This is a genomic window from Streptomyces sp. URMC 127 (assembly GCF_051386535.1).
Taxonomy (GTDB): Bacteria; Actinomycetota; Actinomycetes; order Streptomycetales; family Streptomycetaceae; genus Streptomyces.
Genome location: NZ_JBPQTW010000068.1, coordinates 22266 through 29694, shown reverse-complemented (window position 1 = coordinate 29694; position 7429 = coordinate 22266). Strand labels below are relative to the sequence as shown.

Below are 7429 nucleotides of genomic sequence, written 5' to 3'. Positions count from 1 at the left end.
CAGGGGAGAACGCTTCTGACCCTGCGGGCCCGGCCCTGCCGACCGCCGTTGCGGCGCCGGCAAGAAACTGCCCGCCGCAGCGGTGAGCAACCACCCCGTACGTGTTCGGCGGTGCCGGAGCAAGCGCGGCCCCGCGGGGCCACTCAGCCCCGCGCAGCGTCCTCGTACGCCGCCCGCAGTTCCTCGTTGAGCGTGCGCTGGAAGGCCGTGACCAGGGCCTGGATCACGAGGGGCTGCATATGGGCCGAGAGGGACTTCATCGCGGCGACGTCCGGCGCCCGCGTCTCCACCTCGTCGCGGAAGAGCCGCGACAGCTCCCGCGCGGTGGCGCGGGCGTGTTCGAGCAGCACCGTGCGGGCGGCCAGGATCGTCTCCGGTGCGATCGGCACGTCCAGGAGCCGGACGCCCAGGTGGAGGAGGCCCGGGTCGACCCGGAAGCCCTCGCCGGAGGCGTCCCGCTCCAGGACGTTCATCGCGGCGAGCCGGTCGACGTCCTCCTCGGTCAGGGCGCGGCCGGCCCGCCGTTCCAGCTCCTCCCGCCCGGTCTCCTCGGCCCCGTCGGGCATCCAGGAGGCCACGAGGGCGCGGTGGATGGCCAGATCCTGGGCGCTCAGGCCCTCGGGGAGCCGGCTGAGGTAGCGCTCGATGGCGGCGAGGGTGAGGCCCTGGTGCTGGAGCTCCTCGATGAGGGCGAGCCGGGAGAGGTGGCCGGGCCCGTAGCGCCCGACGCGGCGGGGTCCGAGCTCGGGCGGCGGCAGCAGCCCGCGGGTGCTGTAGAAGCGCACGGTCCGGACGGTCACTCCCGCCCGGGCGGCCAGCTCGTCCACCGTCAGGGCCGGCTCGCAGGACCCCGTCTCCGCCTCCGTGGCCATGGGCGGCACCTCGCTCTCTGTTCCGCACCGGTCGGTGCTGAACAGTATTGCTGTGCCACCAGTGCTGTGAAACCGGGAGCGGCCCGCCCCACGCACGAAGGCGCGGGGCGGGCGAGCGCGGTCAGTGCCGGTGGGCGCGCTCCGCTTCCTGGATCTTCTTCCAGGACTTGGGCGGGATCAGCCCGGACGTCACGGACTTCTTCGCCTTCGCGGCCCCGCCGTCGGCGGCGGGAGCCGGCAGCGTGGAGGGCTTCGACGGCTGGAACAGCCAGGTGTCGAAGAGCGGGGCGAGCTGCTTGCCGGAGGCCTTCTCGGCGAACTTCACGAAGTCCTGGACGGAGGCGTTGCCGTACCGGTTCTCGGTGGGCCACTGCTTGAGGATCGCGAAGAACGTCTTGTCCCCGACGGTGTTGCGCAGCGCCTGCAGGGCGATCGCCCCGCGGTTGTAGACGGCGCGGTCGAACTGCCGGTCGGCGCCCGGGTCGCCCGGCTTGACCTTCCAGAAGGCGTTGTCGGCGGGGATGCTGTTGTAGACGTACTCGGCGAGCTCCTGGGCGGTGCCCTCGCCCTCCTTCTCCGACCACAGCCACTGGGCGTAGGTGGCGAAGCCCTCGTTCACCCAGATGTCGCGCCAGTCCTTGACGGAGACGCTGTCGCCGAACCACTGGTGGGCGAGTTCGTGCACGACGATCGACTGGTTGGCGCCGCTCGCGAACGACGAGGGGCTGTAGAAGGGCCGGGTCTGGGTCTCCAGGGCGTAGGAGGACGTCACGTTCGGCACGTACCCGCCGACGGCGGTGAAGGGGTACGGGCCGAAGACCGTGCTCTCCCAGTCGGTGATCTCGGCGGTGCGCTCGATGCTCGCCTTGGCCGACGACAGGTTGTCGCCGAGGTCCTTGCTGTAGGCGTTGACGACCGGCAGGCCGCTCGCCGTCGTGTCCGTGGTGATGTCGAACTTGCCGACGGCGAGGGTCGTCAGATAGCTGGCCTGGGGCTTGGTGGAGCGCCAGTTGTAGCGCGTCCAGCCGAGCTTGGAGGTCTGGGAGGCGAGCACGCCGTTGCTGATGGCCTGGACGTCGTCCGGGACGGAGACGGAGACGTCGTACGTGGCCTTGTCGGTCGGGTGGTCGTTGCTGGGGAACCACCAGGCGGCCGACTCCGGCTCCTGGGCGACGACCCCGCCGTCCGGGGTGCGCTTCCACGCCGAGTAGCCGTTGATCTTCACGGCGGAGGGGACGCCGCTGTAGCGGACCACGACGCTGACGGGCTTGCCCTTCGCCAGGGGCCCGGCGGGCGTGATCTCCAGCTCGTGGGCGCCCGTCTGCTTGTGCGCCGCCTTCTTGCCGCCCACCAGCACCTCGCTCACGTCGAGCGTGAAGTCGAGGTTGAACCGGGACAGCGCCTGGGTGGGCGTGGCGAGCAGGGTCGCCGTGCCCTCCAGCCGGTCCGTCTTCGGCTGGTACTTCAGCCGCAGGTCGTAGTGGGAGACGTCATAGCCGCCGTTGCCGGCGTCCGGGTAGTACGAGTCCCCGGCACCCGGGGCGCCGGGCGTGGCATCCGCCGCCGAGGCCGGGACCGCGAGCAGCAGGAAGGCGGCTGCGGCCGTGCTCGGCACGATGAGTCTCTGACGCACGAATGACTCCAACTCGTAGAGGAGAGCGATCACTCGGAGCCTATGTACTCACCAACCGCAGGGGAATGTCCATGGGGCCTTCCGACATGTGATCGACATGCGCGCGTCACGCCGCGGGACGGCCGTCAACTCCTGAAGTCGCCGTCACCCCTTCTGTTTCCCGCCCCGGCAGCGCTACGGTCCGGCCGTGATCAGACGCCGGCGGGTTGCCCGCATACCCTGGACTTCACTCGTACTGGCGGCCGTGGCCGCCCTGTTGACGGTTCTCGTGGCGCCGCCGGGCGGCGCCCAGGCCGCCCCGCCGCGCCGCGGGGAGAGCACACCGGTCTACTCCTACGACCGCGCGGTCCGCGAATCCGTCTGGGTCGACACCCGGGTCGACGCCGACGGCGACGGCCGCACCGACCGCGTCGCGGTGGACATCATCCGGCCGCGGGAGGCGGCGGAGCAGGGCAGGCGCGTCCCCGTCATCATGGACGCGAGCCCGTACTACTCGTGCTGCGGCCGCGGCAACGAGAGCCAGAAGAAGACCTACGACGCGCAGGGACGGCCGGTCGGCTTCCCGCTCTTCTACGACAACTACTTCGTGCCGCGCGGCTACGCCGTCGTCCTCGTCGACCTCGCGGGGACCAACCGCTCCGACGGGTGCGTCGACATCGGCGGCCGGTCCGACATCGAGTCCGCCAAGGCCGTCGTCGACTGGCTGAACGGCCGGGCGCGCGGGTACGCCACCCGCGGCGGGAGCGATCGCGTCACGGCCGGCTGGACGACCGGGGCCGTCGGAATGATCGGCAAGAGCTACGACGGCACCGTCGCCAACGGCGTCGCGGCGACGGGCGTCGAAGGCCTGAAGACCATTGTCCCCATCGGTGCCATCAGCTCCTGGTACGACTACTACTTCGCCCAGGGCGCGGCGCTCTACGGCAGCGGCCCCGACCGCCTGGCGAGCGGCATCGAGAGCCCGGAGGCGCGCGCCCGCTGCCAGGCCGTACAGCGCGCGCTGGTCGAGGGCGCCCCGCGCAACGGCGACTGGACGCCGCTGTGGGAGGCCCGCGACTACGTCAAGGACGCCGGGAACGTGCGCGCCAGCGTGTTCGCCGTGCACGGCCTGCAGGACCTCAATGTACGGACCAAGCACTTCGGCCAGTGGTGGGACGCCCTCGCGGAGCACGGCGTCGAGCGCAAGGTCTGGCTCTCGCAGACCGGCCACGTGGACCCCTTCGACTTCCGCCGCGAGGCCTGGGTGCCCACCCTCCACCGCTGGTTCGACCACTACCTCCTCGGCTACGACAACGGCATCGAGCGCGAGCCGGCGGCGGACGTCGAGCGCGCTCCCGACCAGTGGGCCACCGACCGCGCCTGGCCGCCGGCCGGCACCCGCGCGACCACGCTGCGCCCGGGCACCGGACCCGTCGCCGGCGTCGGCACGCTCGGCCTCGCGCCCGCCCCGCAGGGCGCCAGCGCCGCGTTCACCGACGACCCGAAGCTGAACGAGAGCGACTGGGCGACCGACATCGACAAGCCCACCCCCGGCAAGGCCGGTTTCGTCACCCCGCCGCTCACGCGCGACCTGCGGCTCTCCGGCTCCTCGGAGGTGACCCTGACGGTCACCCCGTCCACTTCCTCCGCCCACCTGTCCGCCGTCCTCGTGGACCTCGGGCCCGCCACCATCCGTGACTACGCGGACGACGGCGAGGGCATCCGCACCCTGCCCGACCGCACCTGCTGGGGCAGCGGCACCACCGGGGACAGCGCCTGCTACAAGCGCACCGAGGCGACGACGGCGCGGGTCGGCCACACCGTCTTCAGCCGCGGCTGGGCCGACCTCGGCCACTGGGACGGCTCGGGAGAGGGCGGCCCCCTGACCCCCGGCGAGCCGTACACCATGACGCTCGCCCTCGCCGCCTCCGACCACGTCGTCCCGGCGGGCCACCGCCTCGCGCTGATCGTCGCCGGCACCGACAAGGGCCTCATCGAACCGGCCTCCACCACCCCGCACGTGACGGTGGACCTCCGCAACACCTCGGCGAGCCTGCCGCTCGTCGGCGGCTACGGAGCCTTCGTCCGCGCCACCTCGGGCGGCGGGCGCACCGCGCCCGCGGCGCCGCCGCGCGGGCTGGGCGTGCCGTCGCTGACCCACGTGCCGTAGGCGCCGCGGGGACGCCCCCGGGCCGGGCCCGGCGCCGGACGCCGTCCGGTGTCAGGCCCGGCTCCGCGCCAGGAACAGGCTGGTCGTCACGCTCACCCCGGCGCTCCCGCCCGCTTCCTCCACCACCCGGGCCGTTCCCGCAAGGATCCGCTCGCGCACCGCCGCCGGGACGACCCGGTAGCCGGAGAAGGAGGTCAGCAGCTCGATCAGCCCGGCCGCGGAGCGCTCGTGCGCCGATTCGTACAGCCGGTGCTCCAGGCCGGCGAAGCCGCCGTCCGTCTCCATCTCGCGCCACTGCCGCGCCTGCGGGCCGCGCCCGGCCGGGCGGGGGTGCGGATCGAGGAGGGTGTAGGGCGGCACCTCCAGCCCGTGCCGGGCGTGGAGGGCCGTCAGCCGCTCGGCCAGGCGGCGGTCCTGCAGGCGCCAGTGGTTCCAGAAGAGGGCCACCGCCCCGCCCGGGCGCAGGACCGCCCTCGCCCGTGCCCACCGCACCGCCGGGTCGACCCAGTGCCAGGCCTGGGCGCAGTACAGCAGCCCGTAGGACCGGTCCGGCCGCCAGGTCTCGAAGTCGGCCACCTCCACGGCGACGTGCGGCATCCCCGCGCAGTGCCGCCGCAGCACCCGCGCCATCCGCGCGTCCGGCTCGACGCAGGTCACCGGGGTGCCGCGGGCCGCGAAGGCGAGCGTCGCCTTGCCCGTCCCGGCGCCGACCTCGACGGCGGGAACGCCCGCCGGGAGGGCGGCGAAGCCCAGCACGTCCTCGACCAGCCGGTCCGGATAGCCCGGCCGGGCCGCGTCGTACTGCTCGGCGTCGTCACCGAACACCTGCCGCCGTCCCCGGTCGTGCTCCGCGGTCGCCATGCCGCCACTGTAGGGCCCGGTGGCAGGACCCCACAGAGGGCCCCGGCGCCGCGTGGGCGCTGCGCTGCCGGTCACGCGGCCGGCATGCTGCCCGCGCGGCTGCGCGGCCGCGCGCCCGCCGCCGGTCCGGAGGCGGTTCACCCGTCCGGGCCGCCGGAAATCCGGTACGGAAGCACCCGCGCCGCCGGTTAGAGTCGACGGGATATGAGTGCCACCCTCGTCGCCAAGAACCTGGCCGCCGGACACGGCGACCGCACCCTCTTCTCCGGGCTCGACCTCGTCGTCGCCCCCGGAGACGTCATCGGCCTCGTCGGAGCCAACGGCGCCGGGAAGTCCACCCTGCTGCGCCTGCTCGCGGGGCTGGGCCGGGCCGAGGAGGGCGGGATCTCGCTCAGCCCGCCCACGGCCACCGTCGGGCATCTGCCGCAGGAGCCGGACCGGCGGCCCGGCGAGAGCGTGCGCGCCTTCCTGGCCCGCCGCACCGGCGTCGCGCAGGCCCAGGCCGACCTCGACGCGGCCACCCAGGCGCTCGTGGAGGGCGCGCCGGGCGCCGACGACGCGTACGCCGCGAGCCTCGATCGCTGGCTCGGGCTCGGCGGGGCCGACCTGGACGAGCGCGCCGAGGAGGTCGCCGCCTCCCTCGGCCTCGCCGTGGGCCTCGACCGGCCCATGACCAGCCTCTCCGGCGGGCAGGCCGCCCGCGCCGGGCTCGCCTCCCTGCTGCTCAGCCGCTACGACGTCTTCCTCCTGGACGAGCCCACCAACGACCTCGACCTCGACGGGCTCGCCCGCCTGGAGTCCTTCGTCACCGGGCTCCGCGCCGGCACCGTCGTCGTCAGCCACGACCGCGAGTTCCTCACCCGCACCGTGACCAAGGTCCTGGAGCTCGACCTCGCCCAGCAGGAGATCCGGCTCTACGGCGGCGGCTACGCCGCCTACCTGGAGGAGCGCGAGACCGTCCGCCGGCACGCCCGCGAGGCCTACGAGGAGTACGCCGACACCCGGGCCGGGCTGGAGGCGCGCGCCCGGACCCAGCGCAACTGGATGGAGAAGGGCGTCAAGAACGCCCGCCGCAAGGCGACCGACAACGACAAGATCGGCCGCAAGTTCCGCAGCGAGGCCACCGAGAAGCAGGCCGCCAAGGCCCGGCAGACCGAGCGGCTCATCGAACGGCTGGAGGTCGTCGATGAGCCCCGCAAGGAGTGGGAGCTGCGCATGGAGATCGCCGCGGCCCCGCGCTCCGGCGCGGTCGTGGCCACCCTGCGCGGCGCCGAGGTGCGCCGCGGCTCCTTCGCCTTCGGCCCCGCCGACCTCCAGGTCGACTGGGCCGACCGGATCGCCGTCACCGGCGCCAACGGCTCCGGCAAGTCCACGCTCCTCGCCGCGCTCCTCGGCCGGCTGCCGCTGGACGCCGGGCACGCGGCGCTCGGCCCCGGCGTCGTCGTCGGCGAGGTCGACCAGGCGCGCGCCCTCTTCTTCGGCACGGAGACGCTGCTGGAGGCCTTCGGCGCGGCCGTCCCCGAGCTCGCCCCCGCCGACGTGCGCACGCTGCTGGCGAAGTTCGGCCTGAAGGCCGACCACGTGCTGCGCCCGGCCGCCACCCTCTCCCCGGGGGAGCGGACGCGCTCGGCGCTGGCCCTGCTCCAGGCCCGCGGCGTGAACCTGCTGGTCCTCGACGAGCCCACGAACCACCTGGACCTGCCCGCCATCGAGCAGCTGGAATCGGCCCTGGCCTCGTACAACGGCACGCTGCTGCTGGTCACGCACGACCGCCGGATGCTGGACGCGGTCCACACCACCCGCCGCATCGAGGTCTCCGAGGGCCGCCTCACGGAACTCTGACACGGCCAGGGGCACCGCCGCTGTGGTTCCCGCTGTTGCGGCGGAAGGAACCGCCCGCCGCAACAGCGCAGC

General features: G+C 73.8%; 5 protein-coding genes. 2 read left to right on the top strand and 3 right to left on the bottom strand.

The window, feature by feature from the left end:
* Positions 1–143: 143 nt before the first annotated feature.
* Positions 144–872, bottom strand: coding sequence for a MerR family transcriptional regulator (locus tag ACSNOH_RS16645; protein WP_436722120.1), 729 nt, complete (start codon positions 870–872; stop codon positions 144–146).
* Positions 873–993: 121 nt separating this feature from the next.
* Entirely contained in the window at positions 994–2505 is a 1512-nt protein-coding gene (locus ACSNOH_RS16640; protein WP_436722119.1) for a M1 family metallopeptidase, read from the bottom strand.
* Positions 2506–2740: 235 nt separating this feature from the next.
* Between ACSNOH_RS16640 and ACSNOH_RS16635 the strand changes: the two genes are divergently transcribed.
* Positions 2741–4654, top strand: coding sequence for a Xaa-Pro dipeptidyl-peptidase (locus tag ACSNOH_RS16635; RefSeq protein ID WP_436722122.1), 1914 nt, complete (start codon positions 2741–2743; stop codon positions 4652–4654).
* A 51-nt stretch (positions 4655–4705) separates the two neighbouring features.
* On the opposite strand, the gene ACSNOH_RS16630 is transcribed toward ACSNOH_RS16635, so the two are convergent.
* A complete protein-coding gene (locus tag ACSNOH_RS16630) occupies positions 4706–5515 on the bottom strand; it encodes a class I SAM-dependent methyltransferase (RefSeq protein ID WP_436722118.1) in 810 nt (269 codons plus the stop codon).
* A 204-nt stretch (positions 5516–5719) separates the two neighbouring features.
* On the opposite strand from ACSNOH_RS16630, the gene ACSNOH_RS16625 reads away from it, so the two are divergent.
* Positions 5720–7357, top strand: a complete 1638-nt coding sequence (locus ACSNOH_RS16625; protein ID WP_436722117.1) for an ABC-F family ATP-binding cassette domain-containing protein — start codon at positions 5720–5722, stop codon at positions 7355–7357.
* The last annotated feature ends 72 nt before the right edge of the window (positions 7358–7429 follow it).